At 58.8% G+C, this 19877-nt stretch carries 14 protein-coding genes; 4 read left to right on the top strand and 10 right to left on the bottom strand.

Features of this window, described 5'->3' with window-relative positions; all coding sequences use genetic code 11:
* Positions 1 to 231: 231 nt before the first annotated feature.
* From arcC to GCWU000341_RS11215, 5 genes are all read right to left on the bottom strand, one after another.
* Positions 232 to 1173, bottom strand: coding sequence for a carbamate kinase (gene arcC / locus GCWU000341_RS11195; protein WP_009216144.1), 942 nt, complete (start codon positions 1171 to 1173; stop codon positions 232 to 234).
* Positions 1174 to 1226: 53 nt separating this feature from the next.
* The gene (ygeW, locus tag GCWU000341_RS11200; protein ID WP_009216145.1) at positions 1227 to 2432 is read right to left on the bottom strand and encodes a knotted carbamoyltransferase YgeW; all 1206 of its coding nucleotides are present in this window, start codon (positions 2430 to 2432) and stop codon (positions 1227 to 1229) included.
* 237 nt (positions 2433 to 2669) lie between these two features.
* Positions 2670 to 3998 (bottom strand): YgeY family selenium metabolism-linked hydrolase, encoded by a 1329-nt coding sequence (locus GCWU000341_RS11205; protein WP_040654352.1) that lies wholly within the window; start codon positions 3996 to 3998, stop codon positions 2670 to 2672.
* 301 nt (positions 3999 to 4299) lie between these two features.
* Positions 4300 to 5496: a diaminopropionate ammonia-lyase gene (gene dpaL, locus GCWU000341_RS11210; RefSeq protein WP_009216148.1), complete on the bottom strand. Its 1197-nt coding sequence runs from the start codon at positions 5494 to 5496 to the stop codon at positions 4300 to 4302.
* Between the two features lie 50 nt (positions 5497 to 5546).
* Positions 5547 to 6194: a helix-turn-helix transcriptional regulator gene (locus GCWU000341_RS11215; protein WP_036600256.1), complete on the bottom strand. Its 648-nt coding sequence runs from the start codon at positions 6192 to 6194 to the stop codon at positions 5547 to 5549.
* Positions 6195 to 6419: 225 nt separating this feature from the next.
* On the opposite strand from GCWU000341_RS11215, the gene ssnA reads away from it, so the two are divergent.
* The 3 genes from ssnA to hydA all read left to right on the top strand — a co-directional run bounded on the left by ssnA (position 6420) and on the right by hydA (position 12539).
* On the top strand, positions 6420 to 7751 hold the full coding sequence (ssnA, locus tag GCWU000341_RS11220; RefSeq protein WP_040654317.1) for a putative aminohydrolase SsnA: 1332 nt from the start codon (positions 6420 to 6422) through the stop codon (positions 7749 to 7751).
* A 269-nt stretch (positions 7752 to 8020) separates the two neighbouring features.
* Positions 8021 to 11014, top strand: coding sequence for a putative selenate reductase subunit YgfK (gene ygfK, locus GCWU000341_RS11230; RefSeq protein ID WP_009216152.1), 2994 nt, complete (start codon positions 8021 to 8023; stop codon positions 11012 to 11014).
* Positions 11015 to 11129: 115 nt separating this feature from the next.
* A complete protein-coding gene (hydA, locus tag GCWU000341_RS11235) occupies positions 11130 to 12539 on the top strand; it encodes a dihydropyrimidinase (RefSeq protein WP_009216153.1) in 1410 nt (469 codons plus the stop codon).
* Positions 12540 to 12725: 186 nt separating this feature from the next.
* On the opposite strand, the gene yqeB is transcribed toward hydA, so the two are convergent.
* Both yqeB and GCWU000341_RS11245 read right to left on the bottom strand, forming a co-directional pair.
* Entirely contained in the window at positions 12726 to 13562 is an 837-nt protein-coding gene (gene yqeB / locus GCWU000341_RS11240) for a selenium-dependent molybdenum cofactor biosynthesis protein YqeB (RefSeq protein WP_009216154.1), read from the bottom strand.
* Positions 13563 to 13623: 61 nt separating this feature from the next.
* Positions 13624 to 14853 (bottom strand): polysaccharide deacetylase family protein, encoded by a 1230-nt coding sequence (locus GCWU000341_RS11245; RefSeq protein ID WP_009216155.1) that lies wholly within the window; start codon positions 14851 to 14853, stop codon positions 13624 to 13626.
* Positions 14854 to 15052: 199 nt separating this feature from the next.
* Here GCWU000341_RS11245 and yqeC point away from each other — a divergent pair, with 199 nt between their 5' ends.
* Entirely contained in the window at positions 15053 to 15898 is an 846-nt protein-coding gene (gene yqeC / locus GCWU000341_RS13250) for a selenium cofactor biosynthesis protein YqeC (RefSeq protein WP_081443201.1), read from the top strand.
* Here the strand turns inward: yqeC and GCWU000341_RS11255 are convergent.
* The 3 genes from GCWU000341_RS11255 to GCWU000341_RS11265 all read right to left on the bottom strand — a co-directional run bounded on the left by GCWU000341_RS11255 (position 15889) and on the right by GCWU000341_RS11265 (position 19739).
* Positions 15889 to 16599, bottom strand: coding sequence for a nucleotidyltransferase family protein (locus tag GCWU000341_RS11255; protein WP_009216158.1), 711 nt, complete (start codon positions 16597 to 16599; stop codon positions 15889 to 15891). The genes yqeC and GCWU000341_RS11255 overlap by 10 nt on opposite strands.
* Before the next feature lie 169 nt (positions 16600 to 16768).
* Positions 16769 to 18064 (bottom strand): amidohydrolase family protein, encoded by a 1296-nt coding sequence (locus tag GCWU000341_RS11260; protein WP_040654318.1) that lies wholly within the window; start codon positions 18062 to 18064, stop codon positions 16769 to 16771.
* Between the two features lie 316 nt (positions 18065 to 18380).
* Positions 18381 to 19739: an NCS2 family permease gene (locus GCWU000341_RS11265; RefSeq protein WP_009216160.1), complete on the bottom strand. Its 1359-nt coding sequence runs from the start codon at positions 19737 to 19739 to the stop codon at positions 18381 to 18383.
* Positions 19740 to 19877 lie beyond the last annotated feature (138 nt).

Genomic DNA, 19877 nt, shown 5'->3' on the forward strand with positions numbered 1-19877 from the left:
TCACTGTCTTAACGAAATAAAAATGGAATAAATTTGTCATTTTTACGCGTTTTGTGACAGATCCCCCGGGCTTTGTCGCCAAAGGAAAACCGCCCCAAAGATCTTCGGAAAAATGGCAGGGTAAAAAATAAAAGAGAAAAACGGGGGGCAGGAAATGGGGGGAGCGGCTTCGCCGCTCCCCCTGGAAAGACTTTCCCGCCCCTGCTCCTTCGGGGCGCCGCACTCTCCTCTTTATTTCTCGCAGATTCTGGTTCCGGTCTTCCCCTGCAGGGCCTCCCTCGCCTTCTCCAAAAGCGTGATGACTGCCGTTCTTCCCTTCCGGGATCTTGCGAAGCGGATCGCGGCCTGAACCTTCGGAAGCATGGAGCCCGCGGCGAACTGTCCCTCCTCCGCGTAGCGCTCCGCTTCCTCCGCGGAGATCTCGGAGAGCCAGCGCTGCTCCGGCTTCCCGAAATGAACCGCGGCCTTCTCCACCGCAGTCAGAATCAGAAGCATGTCCGCATCCAGACTCTCGGCGAGGAGCTCCGCCGCAAAATCCTTGTCGATCACCGCGGGGACACCGGCGAGGTGCTTTCCCTCCGCCACCACCGGGATCCCTCCTCCGCCGCAGCAGATGACGATCTGCCCGTCATCCGCCATGGCGCGGATCGCGGAGAGCTCGATGATCTCCTTCGGCTTCGGGGAGGCCACGACTCTGCGGTAGCCTCTGCCGGCGTCCTCCCGGACGATCCATCCCCTGTCCCCGGCCTCCTTCAGGGCCTCATCCTTTGACATGAAGCGCCCGATCGGCTTCGACGGGTCCCGAAAGGCCGGGTCCTCCGGGTCCACCCTCACCTGCGTCACCATCGTGGCGACGGGCGGAAGCTTTGCCCCCCGGTTCAGAAACTCCTCGCGGAGCGCATTTTGAATATCATAGCCGATATAGGCCTGACTCATCGCGACGCAGACGGAGAGCGGCGTGGGCTCGCTCCCATCCTTATGTGCAAACTCCGTCATCGCATTGTTGATGACGCCGACCTGCGGACCATTTCCGTGCACAATGACGATCTCGTTTCCGTCCTCCGCCAGATCCACGATGGCCTTCGCGGTGGTCTTCACCGCCTCCATCTGCTCCGGAAGGTTGTTCCCAAGGGCATTCCCCCCCAGCGCGATGACGATCTTTTTCTTATCCATATCCTCTTTACTCCCCCGCGAGACCGCGATGAAAAAGCGCTTCCCCGGCCGAATTACGCCTCAAACTGCCTCCTCTGTCCGCGCTTCTCGAGTTCTCTGAGAAGCTTCGCCGGATCCCGGAACTTCTCCAGAAGGATCATGGACGCGATCACATAGGGCTTAAAGGAGGCCTCCTTATAGAGCGGATCCCGGTAGCGGTCGAAGACAGAGGCGTCGACCTCTCCCTCCTCGCAGGAGACACCGGAGATATCCGCCGGCAGACAGTGGAGGTAGAGAGCCTTTCCGTTCTTTGTGAGCTTCATCATCTCCTCGGTGCAGGCCCAGTCCTTGTGAGCCGCGTTCTGCTTCAGGAGTCTCTGTTCGAGTTCATCGATCCCCTTCTGATCTCCTCTTCCGTAGAGCTCCGTCCTCTCCTCCATCGCGGCGAACGGCGCCCAGGACTTGGGATAGACGATATCCGCATCCCGGAAGGCATCCTTCATATCGTGCGTGAGCCGGAAGGAGCCGCCGGACTGCTGCGCATTCTTCTTCGCGACCTCGACGACATCGCCCATAACATCATAGCCCTCCGGATGGGCGAGGACGACCTCCATGCCAAGACGCGTGAAAAGTCCGATGACACCCTGGGGGACGGAGAGCGGCTTTCCGTAGGAGGGGGAGTAGGCCCAGCTCATTGCAAGCTTCTTCCCCTTCAGATTCTCGATCCCTCCCATCTCATGGATCACATGGAGGGCATCGGCCATGCACTGCGTCGGATGATCGATGTCGCACTGGAGATTGACAAGCGTCGGCCTCTGCTCGAGCACGCCGTCCTTATAGCCCTGCGCCACGGAATCCGCGACCTCGTGCATGTACTTATTGCCCTTACCGATGTACATATCATCGCGGATGCCGATGATATCGGCCATGAAGGAGATCATATTCGCCGTCTCTCTGACCGTCTCCCCGTGGGCGACCTGCGACTTCTTCTCGTCCAGATCCGAGACCTCCAGTCCGAGGAGGTTGCAGGCGGAGGCGAAGGAGAAGCGGGTCCTCGTGGAATTATCCCGGAAGAGGGAGATGCCGAGGCCGGAGTCGAAGACTCTGGTGGAAATATTTCTCTCTCTCAGATTTCTGAGGGCGTCCGCGACCTCCCAGACTGCCTTAAGCTCATCCTCTGTCTTCTCCCAGGTGAGGAAAAAGTCGTTCTGATACATCTTCTCGGTCTTTCGTCCCGCGATCGCCTTCAAAAGCGCATCAAAGTTCTTCTGCTTGTCCATCTCTTTCTGTCCTCCTGTTCGCCGGGATTTCCGGCATCAACGATATTTTTATTACTCCGCCGTGATTTTTGCCGCCTTGTCCGCCTGTCGAAGCTCCTGCTTCCCTTTTCTCGGGAAATCCGCGATAAAAAGTGCAAAGCGCAGAGCGCCGGGCCATAGGCTGCCCGCCTAGGGAAGATGGGAGGGGGCGCTTCCTGACCGCCCTCTCCTTTAGGAACTCGACCCGGCCCTTCCCGTTTAATCGCAGTAATACTGCGGGAGCGCCGCATAGAAGGCCGCGCAGGTCACAAGATCCTTCTTCCAGGTCACCTCATTCGGGGCATGGGCCTGCGCCTCCGCGCCGGGTCCGAAGCCGATGACGGGGATCCCGTTTCTCCCCATGATGGAGACTCCATTCGTGGAGAAGGTCCACTTGTCGAGCAGCGGTCTTGCGGCGCGCTCCTCCACCGTATCGCTCTCCCCGATCCTCTTATCGCCGAAGAGATCCTTATAGGCGGAAACCGCGGCAGTGCATACCTTGTGATCCTCCGGAAGAACCCAGGTCGGGAAGTAGCACTCGATCGGGTAGACCTCCCCCGTGAAGGAGGGGCGGTCGTAGCGGTACATGGAGACCGTCACATCCTCACCGTACTTCTTCACAGCCGGGAGCTCCCGGATCTCCTCCAGGCAGGACTCCCAGGTCTCGCCGAGGGTCATCCTCCGGTCGAGGGAGACCGCGCAGGAATCCGCGACAGCGCATCTCGAGGGCGAGGTGAAGAAGATCTGAGAGGCAGTGACAGTGCCGCGGCCGAGGAATCTCGCCTCCTTCCACTGCGGGTTGTACTTCGGATTCAGCATCTTCACGAGGCCGCGGATCTCCGTGGACTCTGCGTCGCCGTTATTGTTCAGGGACCGGACATCCCGAAGGATATCGGCCATCTTATAGATCGCATTATCGCCTCTCTCCGGAGCGGAGCCGTGGCAGGATACGCCCTTTACATCGATCCGGATCTCCATGCGGCCTCTCTGTCCCCGGTAGAGGCCCCCGTCCGTCGGCTCGGAGGAGAGCACGAACTCCGGCCGGATCTTGTCCTTATTGATGATATATTCCCAGCAAAGACCGTCGCAGTCCTCCTCCTGCACCGTGCCGACTACCATGACACGGTACTTCTCATTCAGAAGTCCGAGATCCTTCATGATCTTTGCGGCATAGACCGCGGACACCGTGCCTCCGAGCTGATCCGAGACGCCGCGGCCTCCGATCTGGGTCTCGCTCTCAAAGCCATCGTAGGGGTCGAAGCTCCAGTTGTCTCTGTTTCCGATGCCCACCGTATCGATATGCCCGTCAAAGGCGATGAGCGTCTTTCCGCTTCCCATGAATCCCATGACATTGCCCTGCGGATCCACCTTGACCTCATCAAAGCCGACCTTCTCCATCTCCTTTTTGATGGTCTCGACATGGGCCTTCTCATCGGCAGACTCTCCCGGATTCTTCACAATCGCGCGGAGGAAGGCGCTCATATCCGCCTTATAGCTCTCTGCCTTCTCCCTGATCTTCTTCAACTCCTCCTGTGTCAGCTTCCCCATATCCTTCTCCTTTCCCGGCCCTCTCGGGCACATCTAAAGACAAATCTCCTCCTAAAGAGAAGGAGTCCATCCCCATTCCTGTAAAATCCCGGAAAAAACTCCCGGCAAAAGCTTAAGTTCCCGAAAAACAAGCTGCTCCATAGCTCAAGAACCAAGCCGCAGCGCCGCTCTTTTGCTCCCGCACAATCGCTATAGCATCCTAAGCCCGGCCATTGGCAGGCGCCCGGCGATTTGACAGCCCCTGGCCTAAGGGCAGGCGGAGCGAGAGCGTCCGTCCGCCCGGTAAAGCAGCGACAGCTCCTTAGCGCTCGAGCCCTTCCCAGACGATGTTCTTCCATCTCTCGGGATCGGTATCTCCCTCCGTGGAGAAGCAGAGAACCTTGGAATCCTTCCCGAGTCCGAGCTTCTCTCTGAGCTCCTTGTACTCATCCTTTCGCATAATGGCGGCCAGAGCCGCAAAGGAAGCCGCGCCGGACTCTCCGGATACGACCTGCCTATCTCCCTTTAAGGGGGCGGCCAGCATCCTCATGCCTCTTGCCGCGGCACAGTCCTCCAGAGAGATAAAGCAGGAGACATGGTTCTTCAGGATATCCCAGGAGGTGATGTTCGGCTCCCCGCAGGCGAGCCCCGCCATGATCGTATCCATGTCTCCGTCCACGATCCGGATCTCCCCGTCTCCTGCCGCGGCCCCCCGGTAGAGGCAGTCCGCCGCGGAGGCCTCCACCACGACCATGACGGGGGGATTCTCCCGATAGCGGTTTGCGAAGTAGCCCACCACCGCGCCGGCCAGACTTCCGACACCGGCCTGCACGAAGATATGGGTCGGACGCTCGCCGTACTGATCTCCCGCCTCGTCCGCCATGGTGCCGTAGCCCTCCATGATCCAGGCCGGGATCTTCTCATAGCCCTCCCAGGCGGTATCCTGCACCATGACGCCGTGCTCGGTCTTCTCCGCGAGCTTCGCGGCCTGCCGCACGCACTCATCATAGTTCACATCGGAGATCCAGGCCTCCGCGTTCTCCGCCTTGATGTGATTCAGCCTCGTCACCGTGGAGCCCTTCGGCATGATGATGACGGACTTCTGATGGAGCTTATTGGCCGCCCAGGCGACGCCCCTTCCGTGGTTTCCGTCGGTCGCGGAGTAGAAGGTCGCCGTGCCGAACCTTTCCCGGAGCTCCTGAGAGGTGAGCACGCTGTAGGGAAGCTCCGAGATATCCTTCCCGGTCTCCTCCCCGATATAGCGGGCGATGGCGTAGGAGCCGCCGAGCACCTTAAAGGCATTTAAACCAAAGCGGTAGGACTCATCCTTTACGCAGACTCTGTCAAGCCCCAGATACTCCGCCATCCCCTTAAGATCCGCCAGCGGAGTCTCCGAGTACTGGGGGAAGCTCTCGTGGAAGCTTCTCGCCTTCTTCACCTCTTCGATCGCCATGAGCGGAAGATTCTTGTCCTCCGTCTTCGGCATCTCATTCATTTTCCATTTCAGATCCTGACTCATTGCTTGATTCCTCCTGCCTCCGGATTCCGGGCCCGCTTCCCCGCGTCCTCCTATTTCTTTGCCTGGTCGATGTAGCTGTACATGGTGAATTTGCTGATCCCGTAGAAAGCGGAGACCTTGTCCCCGGATCTCGTGATCAAAAAGGCCCCCGCGTCCCGGAGATAGCGGATCGCGCGGATCTTTTCCTCCTTGCTCATGAGCGCCGGCGGCTTTCCGATCAGCTTCACGCTTTGGTTGATCAGATTGTCCAGGAGGTCATTCACGCTAAGAGGGATCCTTCCGTCTCCGGAGGACTCCTCTTCCTCCACGAGGGTCAGACTGTCCAGCGCCTCCCGGGCATTGATAAGCGCGGTGATATCGTAGTTGATCCCGAGGATGTAGCGGTACTTCCCCTCCTCATCCTTCAGGAAGATGGAGGAGGACTTCAGAATTCTGCCATCCTGCGTGTGGGTCCGATATCCCAGATGATCGCTGATCGCCCCGCCGTCCTGCAGGGTCTCCAGGGTCTCCAGCACCACCTTCGAGGCCCCGTCTCCGGTCTTTCTCCCCGTGACATGCCCGTTGATGATGAAGACGATGGTGTGCTCCAGGTCTTCCACTGCGAGATCATGGATGCAGACCTCACAGTTCCTCCCGAACTGCCTCGCGATTCCGTGCGCGACGAAGACCAGCATTTCCAGACTGTTTTCCTGCTTCATCCCCATCTCCTTTCGCTTCGCTCCGGCTTCCCCGGGAACCTAAAAATTTTTTTGCACAGGACTATCATAACATTTTTTTTTGCTTTTGCAAGATGCTTCCAAAAAATCTTTTTGATTTCAGAAAATAAATTTGCATCTCCATTGCAATTTCTCCTTCCCAATGATAAACTCATGATAAATCCGCATTATTACTATATGGAGTGGCAAAAACAGGAGGACAGAGCCATGCTTTTGATCGGGAACGGAAGGCTCCTCACGAGGGATAAGGCCCGCCCCTATTTCGAGAACGGGGCCGTCGCAACGGAGGACAACAAAATTTTAGAGGTCGGGGATTTCGATGCGCTGAGAGAGAAGTACCGGGAGGCGGACTTCCTCGATGCGCGGGGCGGGCTCATCCTGCCGGCCTTCATCAATACCCACGAGCACATCTACTCCGCGATGGCCCGCGGACTTGCCGTCAAGGGCTATAATCCCCACGGCTTTTTGGATATTCTGGACGGACTTTGGTGGACCATCGACCGGAATCTGGACAACGAAAATACCTATCTCTCCGCGATGGCGACCTATATCGACTGCATCAAAAACGGCGTGACGACGATCTTCGATCACCACGCAAGCTACGGAGAGATCAGCGGCTCCCTCTTCGCGATCGAAAGAGCCGCGAGAGAATGCGGCATCCGCTCCTGCCTCTGCTATGAGATTTCAGACCGGGAGGGGCCGGAAAAGGCGCGGCTCGCCGTGCGGGAAAATGTGGATTTCGCGCGCCATGTGCGGGAGACAAACGACGACCGCATCGCATCAATGATGGGCATGCACGCAAGCTTTACGATCTCCGATGAGACCATGGAGCTCTGCCAAAGCGAAAAGCCGGAGGAGATCGGCTATCACATCCACGTCGCAGAGGGCATCGAGGACCTGCAGCTTTGCTTAAAGGAGCACGGAAAGCGCATCGTCGACCGCCTCTTCGACTGGGATATCCTCGGCGAAAAGACTCTGCTCGCGCACTGCATCTATATTAACCCCCACGAGATGCGGCTCATCCGGGACAGCGGCAGCATGGTGGTCCACAATCCGGAGTCCAATATGGGGAATGCCTGCGGCTGCCCTCCCACGATGGAGCTTGTGCACCGCGGCATCCTGACGGGGCTCGGAACGGACGGCTATACCCACGATATGCTGGAGTCCTGGAAGGTCGCGAATATCCTTCATAAGCACCATCTCTGCGACCCGACGGCGGCCTGGTCCGAGGTCCCGGAAATGCTCTTTGTCAATAATGCGAGGATCGCAAACCGCTATTTCCGGCAAAAGCTCGGCGTGCTCGAAGAGGGGGCCGCGGCGGATATCATCATCTCCGACTATATCCCTCTCACTCCGATGGATGCTTCAAATCTGGACTCCCATCTGCTCTTTGGCATGGAGGGGAGGTCCGTCGTCACAACGGTTGCAAACGGAAAGGTCCTCATGAAGGACAGGGAGCTCCAGGGGCTGGACGAGGCGGCCATCCTCGCAAAGGTCCGAGAGGGCGCGAGGAGACTTGCCGGAAAGATCAACGGCTGAGCAGGCAGGTCCCGCTTAAGCGCTGCCTTCCGCGCTTTACTTTCATCCTAAAAGGCCGGATCGGCGGCTGAGCGGACAGGTTCCGCCAATCCGCCGCATTCCCATAAAACCCGCCCGGCGGGACTGCTGTCAGGAGGCCGTCCCGCCGGAAGCGAAGGCCCGGCTCCATCCGCTCTTTTCCCCTGAGGGAGGGGAGGAGGAGAGGAGACAATGCTCTCCTCTCCCGAAAGGAGCGGGACGATGCCGCCTTCCGGAAAAGGAGATACGCTATGAGTGATATTATGATCCCGATTCCCTTTGGGAAGCTGATGAACAGAATGCTTTTGGAATATAAGAAGGAGGGCTCCGTCTTCGGCGTCCCGCGCTGCTATAAAGCGAAGTCTCCCGCCCCCTTCCATCTCTTTGGCAGGAAGCTGGAGACCCAGATCGGACCGGCGGCCGGCCCCCACACGCAGCTTGCGCAGAATATCGCCGCCTCTTATTACGGCGGAGCGCGCTTCTTTGAGCTGAAGACCGTCCAGAAAATGGACGGCCGGGAGCTCGCCTCCTGCGTGAAGAAGCCCTGCATCAGCGCGGAGGACGAGTGCTATAACTGCGAGTGGTCCACAGAGCTCGAGGTCCCTCAGGCCTTTGACGAGTATGTAAAGGCCTGGTTTTTGCTGAAGGTGATGGCGAAGGAGTGGGGACTGGGCGACCCGGATGCCTTCCAGTTCAATATCTCTGTCGGCTATGATCTCGCCGGTATCCAGACGCCGAAGGTGGACCGCTTTATCAATGAGATGATGCACGCGGGAGAGACGGAGAGCTTTCAGAGCTGCAGGACCTGGCTCCTCGAGAACCTGGACCGCTTCGAGCATCTCAAGAGGGAGGACGTCGAGGCGATCCGGGAGGATATCGTAAATTCCGTGACCGTCTCCACCCTGCACGGCTGTCCCCCCGAGGAGATCGAGGCGATTGCCTCCTATCTGATCACGGAAAAGGGACTGCACACCTTCGTAAAGTGCAATCCCACGCTGCTCGGCTATGAGAAGGCGAGGGAGCTTCTGGACAGCATGGGCTACGACTACATTCAATTCACGGACCTCCATTTCCGGGAGGATCTGCAGTATCGGGATGCCGTCCCGATGCTTCGGCGTCTCAAGGCCCTCGCGGAGTCGAAGCAGCTCAGCTTCGGCGTAAAGATCACGAATACCTTCCCCGTCGATGTGAAGAATCATGAGCTCCCCTCCGAGGAGATGTATATGTCCGGGAAGTCCCTCTTCCCGCTCTCCCTGTCCGTAGCGAGGATGCTCACGGAGGACTTTGGCGGAGAGCTCCGGATCTCCTACTCCGGAGGCTGTGACTTTTTCAACATCAAAGAGGTTGCGGAGAGCGGCATCTGGCCCGTGACCATGGCCACCACCCTCTTAAAGACCGGGGGCTACCTCCGCTTCATCCAGATGGCGGAGCTCCTGGATTCCGAGAAGGCCGTGGAATGGAAGTTCGTCTCCCTCTCCGCCGTCGATGCCATCCTGAAAAAGGCCGTCACGGATCCGCATCTCTTAAAGCCGATCAAGCCGATCCCGAATCGGAAATCCGAGGACTCCGTCCCCCTCGTCGACTGCTACACCATGCCCTGCCGGAACCGCTGCCCGATCCACCAGGATATCACAGGCTACGGAAGGCTCGTGAAGGAGGGGGCCTATCGGGAGGCGCTCGAAGTGATTCTGGATAAGAATCCGCTTCCCTTTATGACGGGAAGGATCTGCACCCACAGCTGTCAGACCGCCTGCACGAGGAATCACTACGAAACTGCCGTGCAGATCCGAAACAATAAGCTCATCGCCGCAAGAAACGGCTATGAGGCCGTGCTTCCGACGCTGAAAAAGGGAGAGGCCTGCGGGAAAAAGGTCGCCGTCATCGGAGCGGGTCCCGCGGGAATCGCCGCAGCCTTCTTCCTCGCGAGGGCCGGGGCGGAGGTCCATGTCTATGAGGAAAACGAGCGGGCGGGCGGTGTCGTGAGCTATATCATCCCCTCCTTCCGGATCGATGAGAAGGAGATCCAAAAGGATGTCGGACTTGCGAAGGCCTGCGGCGCCGTCTTCCACTTCGGGCAGAGGATCGAGGATGTCGGGGCGCTCCGGGAGAAGGAGGGCTTCGACGCCGTAATCCTCGCGATCGGCGCGCACCGGGAGATGCCCCTTCCCCTGGAAAAGGGAGAGGCGGAAAACGCGCTCCACTTCCTCCGCCGCTTTAAGGAAGAGGAGGGAAGGATCCGCATCGGGAAAAATGTCGTGATCGTCGGCGCGGGGAATACCGCGATGGATACCGCGAGGGCGGCGATCCGATGCGAGGGCGTGGAAAAGGTCTTTCTCGTCTACCGAAGAACCAAGAGATACATGCCGGCGGACCAGGAGGAGCTCGAGGAGGCCATCGAAGACGGCGTCCTCTTCCGGGAGCTGCTCTCCCCCTTCACACTGGAAAACGGAGTTCTCCGCTGTCATAAAACCGTCCTCTCCGAGATGGAAGAGAGCGGAAGGAGATCCGTGCGGGAGACCGGGGAAGTCGTCGAGATCCCCTGTGACACTGTCATCGCCTCGATCGGAGAGGGAGTCGACGGCTCCTTCTACGAGAGAAACGGCATCCGCACGGACCAAAAGGGGCGTCCTGTCCTGGAGCCGGAGAGCAATGAGACCAGCGTAAAGGGGATCTACGCCGCGGGAGACGGCGCGTTCGGCGCCTCCGTCATCGTGAAGGCCATTGCAAACGCAAAGCTCGCCTCTGAAGCGATCCTGAATCAAAGGATCGGGACGGATCGCCCCTCCCTATCGAGCGCGGAGGAGATCCACGGGAAAAAGGGCATCCTCTCAGAGGCGCCGGAGGCGGGGAAGGCGGACAGCCGCTGTTTAAGCTGCGACTATATCTGCGAAAACTGCGCCGATGTCTGTCCGAACCGCGCAAATGTCTCGATTTCCGTTCCCGGAGAAGAGATGCGCCAGATCATCCATATCGATTCCATGTGCAACGAATGCGGAAACTGCAGGACCTTCTGCCCCTATGACTCCGCTCCCTATAAGGATAAGTTCACACTCTTTCGGAACGCCTCGGATATGGCGGATTCCACGAATGACGGCTTTTTCTTTCAGGACAGCGAGGGCAATGCGCGCGTCCGTCTGGGCGGACAGGAGATGGACTACCGGGTCGGAGACAGAAATTCCCGGCTTTTCTACCGGATCGCGGAGCTCGTGGATACGGTCTTTCGCGACTATACCTATCTGATCTAAAGCTCTCCCCGCAGCCTGGGAGCCGGGGGAAGACTGCCATGGATCCGCTTGTAAACGCCCTCGCCGGGAGGATCGGCGCTGCTGTAGGAGTATGACGTAAAGAAAGGAGCAGGCTATGATTTTGATAAAAGGCGGCACATTGGTGACAGCGGAGCGAAGCTTCCCCGGCGATCTTTTCCTGTGCGGCGAGCGGATCGAGAGGATTTTTTCCGAATCGCAGAGAGAGGAGGAGGAGCGCTTTCTCTCCTCTCTTCCCGAAAAGGCGGAGACTCTGGATGCGGGAGGGAAGCTGATCTTCCCAGGCTTCATCGACGCCCACACCCATTTCGACCTGCATGTAGCCGGAACCGTGACCTGTGACGATTTCGCCTCCGGCACAAGGGCCGCGCTGAGCGGAGGCACGACGAGCATCGTGGACTTCGGCACGCAGTACAAGGGAGAGACCCTCGAGGAAGGCTTCCATAACTGGCAGAAAAAGGCGGCCGTCGGCGCATCCTGCGACTACGGCTTCCACATGTCCATCACTGACTGGAACGAGAGGACCAGGGCGGACTGCCAAAGGATGATGGAGGAGGGGCTCAGCACCTTTAAGCTCTACATGGCCTACGATATCCAGCTAAGCGACGAGACGATCTTTGAGATCCTAGTCCGCCTGCGGGAGCTCGGAGGCATCACCGGTGTGCACTGCGAGAGCTCCGGCCTCATCGCGGCCCTCCAAAAGGAGCTCGCAAAGGACCCGGAAAAAAGGAGAAGCGTCTCCTCCCACTATCTCTCCCGCCCGGATGACGCGGAGGCGGAGGCCATCAACCGCCTGCTCTATCTCGCGGACATGGCCCACGCTCCGGTCATCGATGTTCACCTGACCTGCGAAAAGGGGCTGAATGAGATCCGCGCGGCGAGAAGGCGGGGACAGACCGTCTTTGCGGAGACCTGTCCTCAGTATCTCACGCAGACCAGGGAGCTCTATGATCTCCCGGGCTTTGAGGGCGCAAAATATGTGATTTCACCCCCTCTTCGGGAAAGCTCCGATCAGGAGGCACTCTGGAAGGCGCTCCGCGAGAAGGAGATTCAGACCGTATCCACGGACCACTGCGCCTTTACGAGAAAGCAAAAGGAGCTCGGATTGGAGGATTTCCGGAAGATCCCCGGCGGGATGCCGGGCGTGGAGACAAGGGGAGAGCTGATCTATTCCGAGGGCGTAGCCAAGGGGCGGATCAGCAGGGAGCGAATGTGCGCCGTCCTCTCGGAAAATCCCGCAAGGCTCTACGGCCTCTATCCGAAAAAGGGAGTGCTCCAGGAGGGGAGCGACGCCGATATCGTGATCCTGAACCCGGAGCGGAGAAAGACGATCAGCATAAAAAATCAGGTCTCAAAATGCGATTACGCGCCGCTCGAGGGGATGGAGCTCCAGGGTGTCATCGAAGAGGTCTACCTCCGGGGGACGCTCAGCGCGAGAGAGGGGAAGGTCCTCTCTGAGGGGCGCGGCCAATACCTTAAGAGAAAGCCCTTCGAGCCGGTGCTCTAAGCCTTGCTGCCCCGCGACGCATCGGACGGCTTCCACGCTAACTGCCCGCTCCGATTTCCCTGTCCTTTGGGATTTACGCATACACGCTCCCGTCAGGCAGATAAATGCCGGATGCTTTGTAGAGGCATCCGGCATTTTAACGAAGCAGGAGATAAGCCATCGGAACAGGCTCAGAGCTTTTCCCTATCACAAAATGCGCTCACGGCCCGGAGTATGGAAGGGCTCTCCCGCGCTCTCCCCCACTGAAATAAAATGAAGCAGAGCCTCTAAAACGCCGCCTCCGACTGCGAGCGCCTTGTCGGAGACGGTCTGATAGTCCGCGCTCTCCCCCCTCGGATCGACATCCCCGCATTTCATCCCCTTGAAGACCGGGATTCCGTCCTGGAGGAGTCCCCGGAGCATACCGGGGATCTCTGTCTTTAAAGGTATACCGTCCACATAGGCGACCGTCTCCCCCTTTGCAACGAGCTGTCCGATTTCTGCCAAGGAGCGGAATATCCCCTCCGCCGGGGAGCGGAGCACCCTCTCCGCGGAGACTCCCGCGATATTTCCGGGGACTCCGGTATTTGGGATCGCCGCACCCCGGTAGATCGCCCTTCCGAGTGTGTGTCCCCTCTTCGTCTCTATGACCGCGTGGCAGTCAATCCCCGCGAAGAAGCCGGGCCCTATTCCCAGTACGATCGGAGCGTCCGTCCGAGAGGTCCCGAGATTCCGCTTTGCGAGGATCGCATCCACGACGGCGTCCGGTCTCAGCGCGCGGATGCTCTCCTTCCCGCTGTCTACGAGAACTGCGATTTTCCTCTCCGAGAGAATTTCTCTCACATCCTCTATGCTCTCCGCCCTTTTCGCGCTGATCTCCTCCACCTTTGCGCTTCCGAGCCTGATCGCCTCGGAAAATGCGACGCTTCGCCGTACCGCGGTCGGAACGGCGAGATCCGACATCACAAGCTCCATCCCCGCCCGGTAAAGCCGGACCGCGATGCCGCTCGCGATATCCCCTGCCCCTCTGATATAGACAAGCATCTTACCTCCCTCCCGCCCCGCCTTCTCCCGGAAAAGGGCCTCTGCATGAAACGCACGGACTCTATTTTTTCCGGAACGAGCCGTAGGAATGCCCCGGATGAATCCCGCCCCGGGCGGCCGCAAGCTCGCTCACCGTGACAAGCTGGTAGCCTCTCCTTGTGAGCTCCGGAATCAGCAGCTCCGCGGCCTCTGCGCTCTGCGGATAGATGCTGTGCATCAATATAACGTCTCCGTCCTTCACCTGACTCAGAACCACCTTCACCGTATTTCTGCTGTTCCGGGTCTTCCAGTCCAGCGTATCGATACTCCAGAGGATCGGCGCGTATCCCATCTCCGTCAATGTGCTCTTGCACTGCCCGCCGGTCGCCCCGTAGGGCGGGCGAACCAGGGTCGGGGCATGTCCGCCCGCCGCGCGGATCGCATCATTGGTCTTTTGAATGGAATTCCGAACCGCAGCCGAGGAGAGCTTTGAGAGGTTTTCATGCGCCCAGCTGTGATTTCCAAGCTCACAGCCGTCATCCGCCATTCTCTTTACCACCGCGCTGTGACGGGCGACGAGATTTCCCACCATGAAGAAGGTCGCGCGGCCCTTGTTCGCCTCCAAAGAGCTCAGGATCCGGTCCTCATATTTCCCGGGCCCGTCATCGAAGGTGAGGGCGACCATCGGCCGCTCGGGGTCCACAGCGCTCTGGGCGCTCTGAGCCTGCCCCGCCTCTTCCGCTGTCGGCTGCTCCCCCTTCTTCACGACAGAGACCCGGATGCCGTCGATATGGGTCCCCACTCCGACCTTCCCCGCCTCCTGTCCGTTCATGACCCAGTCCAGCCACTCTCCGTTCACCATGGCCTTCGTGTAGACATCGTAATTCTCCGAGAGCTGTCCGTTCAGCCAGACCTTAAGTCCCTCGAGCGGGACGGCTCCCCCCTCCAGACCGGCGCTCTGGCCGTTCTCCAGCACTCCGCTCCAGCCCTGTCCGCTTATGTTGACCTGGTATTGAACCGTTCCGCTCATCCCCTCCGGCTGATGCTTCAGCGCGATCCTAAGCGCGCTCGGAAAGCTGTCCCGGCGGCTCTGGGGCTGATTGTCATTGCTCCAGTCAGACCAGCCCCTCCCGCTGTATTCCAGCGCGTAATAGCACTTGAGATGATGCTGCTCCGCCTCCTCCGCTCTCCCCCTAAGATCCTGGATTTTCCCTCCCAGGAGGAGGAAGGAAAGCAGCAGCAAACTTAAGCGAAGGAGCCGAAAAATATATGCCCGCTTCCGAAGCTTCCCCCGATACCCCCACTCTCTCATATAAAAGCCTCCTCATCTCTTCCATCCGCTCCCGGCGCTTAAAACGCCCGGAGCATTTCCCGCCCCAGGGCCGTCTCCGTTTCCATTCCAAAACGTTCCCCGCCCTGAAGCTTTCCTCTTTCCGCAGGGTCTATTATAATGATTCCAGTCTCAAAAATCCGCCGCCTCGGCAGTGTCTTGCAGAAAGGGCAGCTTCCCAATGAAAACAGAAAACAGACGAAATCCAAGACCTCTCTCCGCCCTTCCGGAGCTCCTCTCCATCCCGAGCGGCATCTGCTCCGTGATCGGAAGCGGAGGAAAGAGCTCTCTCCTTCTTTCTCTCTCTCTGGAGCTCGCAAAAAGAGGGAGGGTGATCCTCGGAACCAGCACCCACATCCTGCCCTTTCCCCACTGCCCCCTCGTCCTCTTCTCCTCCTCCGGAATCTCCGTGCGCCCCTCCGCTAAGGCACGCATCCTTAAGGACAGCGAAAAGGAAGCCGAGGTTACGGAAATCTCCTCCTGTCTTGAAGCAGCCTTCTCCCTCTCCCCGCTTCCGATCCTCTGCCTCGGAAGCATGGCGGAATCCGGAAAGCTCTCCCCGCCCCCCGTCCCCTGGAAGGACCTCCTCCCCTACGCGGACTATATCCTGATCGAAGCGGACGGATCCAAGCGTCTCCCGCTGAAGGCCCACGCCCCCTGGGAGCCGGTCATCCCGGAGGGAAATGCGCGGACGATCGCGGTCATCGGGGGGAGCGGACTGGGGCATCCCATAAAGGAGGCCGTGCATCGCCCGGAGCTCTTCCTCTCGATCCTCCGGGAAAAGCTCTCCGAAAATCCCTCCGGCTCAGAAGCACTCACAGAAAGAAGTCCGGTCACGGAGGAGATGGCAGCCCTCGTCCTGGAGAGAGAGGCCCTCTTTGACAAGCTCCTCTTAAACCAGGCGGACAGCCTCTCCGCTTCCTCCCTCTCCCGCTTCGCCCTGGCTTTCCAGCGTCCCTTCATCGCCGCAAGTCTCCGGGAGAACTACTGCTTTCCCATGCCCCTAGCGGCCGACTGTCAGCCATAGCGAAGTCTCAGCACCTGCTCGATCCTCCGTATCCCATCCTCCGTATCGACATCCCAGAGCTCAAATTCCCGCTCCGCCTGTACGAGAAGGATCTCCTCCGGCCGGATCAGCCCGTTTTTCAAAATGACTCCCCCGCCGTGGTCTCCGGTCAGATTCTTGAGCTCCGGAAAATACTTTTTCGGGAAAATAACGGGATTTCCGGCCTCTCCGTTAAAGCTTAAGCGGGAAACCTTGTCCGGAAAAAGCGAAAAGGAGGAGGCAAGCCGAAGGAGAGAGCGCTCCGAGAGCATGGGCTGATCCCCGGCCAGAAACATCGCCCCGTCCCAGCGGGACGCCGGACCGGAGGAGAGCGCGTGGCGGATCGTATCGCTTTGCTCCGGATCATTATGCATAATGACCCGGAAGCAAAAGCGCTCCGCCAGCCTCCGAAGCTCCGGAAAGCGCGTCACGACCAGCGGTATATCGAAGCTCACGCCCCCCCGCTCCCGGGAGGGGGAGAGCCCGCTCCCCACCGCCTCCGAGTGGGCGCCGCTCCCCGCCTGCGAGAAAAGGAGAGAGGAAAGCGTCTGAAAGATGTAAGCGCTCATGGGCTTTCCCCCGAGCTCCTCCATGAGCTTATTCCTGCCAAAACGTCTGCTCCAGCCGGAGCACATCAGCACAATCCCCAGGATCGGCTCTCCTTCTCCCATCTTCTCCGCCATGAGTCCCTCCTCTCCGCCAAAGATCCGCCCCTCTTAAACAAGGCGAAAGCTCAGCCGCCGCTTTCTTCCTCCGGAGCATACTCTCATCCCTTACCGAAAGATTCCTGCCGAAATCTTCCGGCAGCGTCGGTAAATGCAGGCCTCCGCGTCAATCCGCCGCGCACCCGGCTCATACAGCGCCAAGAGCGATTTCCCTTCCCGCCACAAACTTTGCCCTGAGCCTCGTCCCCTCTCCTCCCAGATACACAAGCTGCTCCAGTCTCTCCCGGATCCCCTGCTCCCGCACACTCTCCCTCCTCCCGGAGAGAACAAGGATGTCCGCCTCATAGCCCTCCTCGAAGCTGCCCACATTGCCGAAGAAGCTCCCCCCGCCCTTCGTCGCGAGATAGAAGGCCTCCTCGAAGCAAAGCGGACGGAGCGTCTCGTCCATGATCCTCCAGCGAAGCTTGGAGACCGCGATCGCATCCGTGAGCGCGCGGAGCATGGAGAGATTGGCCCCTCCCGCGACATCCGTCCCAAGCCCCACGCGGAGGGAGCGATCAAGATAGCGCCGGATCGGCGCGATGCCGGAGGAGAGATTCGTGTTCGACTGGGGACAGTGCGCGATATAAGAGCCGCTCTCCGCAAGGAGAGAGAGCTCCTCCTCCGAGGAATAGACGCAGTGCGCCATAACCGCCTTCCCCTCCCCATAGAGAAGTCCCGGGCGCCGATAGGTCTCTCCATAGCAGCCCGCCCAGGGGCAGAGCTCCTTTACCCAGGCGAGCTCCGAGAGATTCTCGGAGAGATGGGACTGCACGGGAAGTCCCCGCCGGGCCTTCAGGGTCCCGAGCTCCCGCATGAGCTCATCCGTGCAGCTCGGCGTGAATCGAGGCGTGAGGATCGGAAAGGTCCTCTGAAATCTCCCCTCCGACTCCGAAAGCCATTCCTCCGTGCTCCTCCGGCTCTCCTCCGTCGTCTCTCTCAGAAAATCCGGGCTGTTCCTGTCCATATTGACCTTCCCGACCATGGTGATCAGCCCGCTCTCATCGAGCTTTTCCATGAGGAGAAGCGTCGCGGGCACATGGATCGTCGCAAAAACCAGAGCGCGGGTCGTGACGCTCTCCCGGAGATCCGAAACGAAATCCGAGTAGGCGCGCTCCGCATAGGAGAGATCCCGGTACTTTGCCTCCTCCGGGAAGGTATTGGTCGAAAGCCAGTCCAGAAGCTCCAGATCCATCCCGGTCCCCCGGAAGCTGTACTGCGGCGCGTGGATATGGAGATCCGTCATACCCGGAATCAAGATATCCTCCCCATAATCCGTAAGAGGAAGAGCGGAAAAGCGTTTCGGCAGCTCCCCCTCCGGGAAAATAGCTCCGATCTTTCCGTCCAATACCAGAAGATCCCCCCTCCGCACACAGCGAAGCTCCGTGCTTTTCACACTATAGCAGATATTTCCTCTCAATACAAAATTCTCTTCCCTCTTCATTTCTTCCTCCGATTCCCACAGCATGCCCTCAGGCACAATGCATCTATCACCTGGCGGGGACAGCTTCCAATGATCTTTACCGTAAAGCCATCCGTAAAGCCAAAGCCCATATATCCTCCCGACGGAGGCGGCCGCCAACGATCTCCGCCGCAAAGCCGGACCATAAAACCAAACTGTATCTATCCGCCAAACCAAAGCACATATATCCGTCCGGCGAAGACAGCTGCCACTATAGAGAAAAGGGCAGTCCTCTCGGACCGCCCTCCCTGTCGTCGCCGTTTCACGAGGAATCCGCCGGTAAACCGGCCTCCCCTGCCTACAGGAACACGTACTTCAGAATGAAAACGATCGATAGAACATACATCAGCGGCGTGACCTCCTTCCCCTTCCCCATCAGGAGATGAAGCAGCGAATAGCTGATGATTCCAAAGGCGATCCCCTCGGAGATCGAATACATAAAGGCCATCGCGCAGATGCAGATAAAGGCCGGAATCGTGCAGAGCGCATCCTCCCAGTCGATCTTCGCGACCTGCTGCATCATGAAAAATCCGACGATGATGAGAGCGGGGGCCGTCGCAAAGGACGGGATCGCGAGAAAGATCGGGGAGAAGAAGAGGGAGAGGGCAAAGAGAGCTCCCGCCACCACGGCCGTAAGTCCGGTGCGCCCGCCCTCCGCGATCCCCGAGGAGGACTCCACGAAGGTCGTTATGGTGGAGGTCCCCAGGCAGGCTCCCGCCGTCGTTCCGATCGCGTCCGCAAAAAGCGCCCCCTTGATGCCCGGAAGCTTTCCGTCCTGATCCAGCATATTCGCCTTGGAGGCGCAGCCGATCAGCGTCCCCAGAGTATCAAAGATATCCACAAAGAGAAAGGCGAAGACCACGACCAGAAAGTTGAGAGACAGAAGTCCGCTGAAATCCATCTTTAAAAGCGTCGGCGCAAGGGAAGAAGGCATGGAGAGGATGCCGGACGGGATCAAACTGAAGAATTTGAGCTCGGGATCCGGAACGTAGAGACCACTGAGCTCACAGAGCACGCCGAGGAGCCAGGTGATCAGAATCCCCAGAAGGATATTTCCCTTGACATTTTTCAGGACCAGAAAAGCCGTGATCATCGTTCCGATCAGAGCAAGCAGCACCGTAATTCCCTCCGTGTGGAAGGTCCCCCCCGTCAGCGCCCCGTGGAAGGAAAACATCGTGACCAGCGTAGCGCCGTCCACGACGATATGCGCGTTCTGCAGCCCGATAAAGGTGATGAAAAGCCCGATTCCGACGGAGACCGCGATCTTCAGTGTCTTCGGAATCGCGTTGAAGATCGCTTCCCGCACATTGGTGACGGAGAGTACGATGAAGATCAGCCCTTCCACGAATACCGCGGCCAGCGCGACCTCCCAGCTGTAGCCCATTCCCATCACCACCGTATAGGCGAAGTAGGCATTGAGCCCCATCCCGGCGGAGAGCACAAAGGGCAGATTGGCAAGCAGCGCCATGCAGAAGGATGCCAGCGCGGAGGCCAGGGCCGTCGCGGTGAAAACCGCTCCCGCATCCATCCCCGTCTCCTTCAGGATGCTGGGATTGACCGCCAGGATATAAGCCATCGTCATAAAGGTCGTAACACCCGCTATGAGCTCTGTCTTTACATCCGTCTTGTTTTCTTTCAGCTTAAAGAATTTTTCCATTTTGTCGTCCCCTTTTGAAATAGATCATCCCTTCTTGATTGCCGGCGGTACCGACTCCACGACATGTTCATACCGCCCGCTGGTGTCCCGAATTATTTGTATAAAAATACTAGCATATTTTTAAAAAATATGCAATAA

The sequence above is a fragment of the Oribacterium sp. oral taxon 078 str. F0262 genome (genome assembly GCF_000160135.1).
GTDB lineage: Bacteria > Bacillota > Clostridia > Lachnospirales > Lachnospiraceae > Oribacterium.

What these genes read in the sequence shown, in the direction of transcription:
- GCWU000341_RS11255 (WP_009216158.1), bottom strand. Translation starts at nt 16,599, where the DNA reads ATGGCGGAGAAGATGGGAGAAGGAGAGCCGATCCTGGGGATTGTGCTG.
- ygfK (WP_009216152.1), top strand. Translation starts at nt 8,021, where the DNA reads ATGAGTGATATTATGATCCCGATTCCCTTTGGGAAGCTGATGAACAGA.
- GCWU000341_RS11215 (WP_036600256.1), bottom strand. Translation starts at nt 6,194, where the DNA reads ATGAAGCAGGAAAACAGTCTGGAAATGCTGGTCTTCGTCGCGCACGGA.
- hydA (WP_009216153.1), top strand. Translation starts at nt 11,130, where the DNA reads ATGATTTTGATAAAAGGCGGCACATTGGTGACAGCGGAGCGAAGCTTC.
- yqeB (WP_009216154.1), bottom strand. Translation starts at nt 13,562, where the DNA reads ATGCTTGTCTATATCAGAGGGGCAGGGGATATCGCGAGCGGCATCGCG.
- dpaL (WP_009216148.1), bottom strand. Translation starts at nt 5,496, where the DNA reads ATGAGTCAGGATCTGAAATGGAAAATGAATGAGATGCCGAAGACGGAG.
- GCWU000341_RS11265 (WP_009216160.1), bottom strand. Translation starts at nt 19,739, where the DNA reads ATGGAAAAATTCTTTAAGCTGAAAGAAAACAAGACGGATGTAAAGACA.
- yqeC (WP_081443201.1), top strand. Translation starts at nt 15,053, where the DNA reads ATGAAAACAGAAAACAGACGAAATCCAAGACCTCTCTCCGCCCTTCCG.
- arcC (WP_009216144.1), bottom strand. Translation starts at nt 1,173, where the DNA reads ATGGATAAGAAAAAGATCGTCATCGCGCTGGGGGGGAATGCCCTTGGG.
- GCWU000341_RS11245 (WP_009216155.1), bottom strand. Translation starts at nt 14,853, where the DNA reads ATGAGAGAGTGGGGGTATCGGGGGAAGCTTCGGAAGCGGGCATATATT.
- ssnA (WP_040654317.1), top strand. Translation starts at nt 6,420, where the DNA reads ATGCTTTTGATCGGGAACGGAAGGCTCCTCACGAGGGATAAGGCCCGC.
- GCWU000341_RS11205 (WP_040654352.1), bottom strand. Translation starts at nt 3,998, where the DNA reads ATGGGGAAGCTGACACAGGAGGAGTTGAAGAAGATCAGGGAGAAGGCA.
- ygeW (WP_009216145.1), bottom strand. Translation starts at nt 2,432, where the DNA reads ATGGACAAGCAGAAGAACTTTGATGCGCTTTTGAAGGCGATCGCGGGA.
- GCWU000341_RS11260 (WP_040654318.1), bottom strand. Translation starts at nt 18,064, where the DNA reads ATGAAGAGGGAAGAGAATTTTGTATTGAGAGGAAATATCTGCTATAGT.